The sequence below is a fragment of the Moorena sp. SIO4A1 genome, from assembly GCF_010672065.1.
GTDB lineage: Bacteria > Cyanobacteriota > Cyanobacteriia > Cyanobacteriales > Coleofasciculaceae > Moorena.
In genome coordinates this window covers 1-1,033 of the sequence record NZ_JAAHHX010001065.1, presented here as the reverse complement: position 1 = coordinate 1,033, position 1,033 = coordinate 1, and the positions used below count along the sequence as shown (strand labels likewise).

Here is a 1,033-nt window from a genome sequence, read left to right as displayed (position 1 = left end):
TATAGAATTAGTTAGCCTAGGTGGAGCAACAGAAGCTTCAATTTGGTCGATTTATTATCTGATAGGAGAAGTTGACTCTAACTGGCGGAGTATTCCTTACGGGAAACCCCTTGGCAATCAAACGATGCATGTCCTGAATCAATGGATGGAACCTGCTCCGGTGTGGGTTCCAGGCCAGATTTATATAGGTGGACTAGGATTGGCACGAGGCTACTGGAAAGATGAGGAAAAAACAGCCAAGCACTTTATTCGTCATCCTCTGACCCAGGAGCAATTATATAAAACAGGAGATTTAGGACGCTATTTACCTGATGGAAATATTGAGTTCCTTGGCAGGGAAGATTTTCAGGTAAAAATTAATGGTTATCGAATTGAGTTAGGAGAAATTGAAGCAACACTAATGCGTAATTCATTAGTGAAGAAGGCTGTGGTGAATGCGATCGGAGACTCAATAGATAGGAAAAAGATCGTAGCTTATATTGTGCCCTCAGAGATGCAACCAAAGTTGCCCGAAGCCTATCATCCTAGTGAAAAAGAGGGGATAATCTTTGACCCAGTTGAACGAATTGAGTTTAAGCTCAAGCAACATGGTCTAAGGAAACTGGAATCAACGAATAAGGGTATAGATTTGCCTTTGGATATTGATGAGGAAGCTCTGACCCAAGCTTACTTCCATCGTCAAAGTTATCGACAGTTTCAACTGCAACCATTGGAGTTGAAAGAGTTTAGTCAGTTTTTAAGCTGCTTGCGTCAGTTAAGTTTAGCGGATAAACCGCTGCCGAAATATCTTTATCCTTCAGCAGGGAATCTTTATCCAGTTCAGAGTTATCTGATGATAAAGTCTGAGCGTTTAACTGGAGTTGAAGCAGGTATTTATTATTATTGTCCTCGACAACACCGCTTAGTTTTTATCAGTGATCTAACTAATGCTGAAGGAGATAATATTTACGGCGGCAATCAGTAACTTGTTGAACAAGCTGCTTTTTCATTGTTTTTGATTGCCAAACTTGATGCTATCACGCCTATGTATGGA

General features: G+C 40.6%; 1 protein-coding gene. It reads left to right on the top strand.

What is annotated here, in order from left to right; all coding sequences use genetic code 11:
* A partial coding sequence (locus F6K53_RS45300; protein ID WP_293087745.1) for an AMP-binding protein occupies positions 1-964 on the top strand: 964 nt, incomplete at its 5' end.
* Positions 965-1,033: the final 69 nt, after the last annotated feature.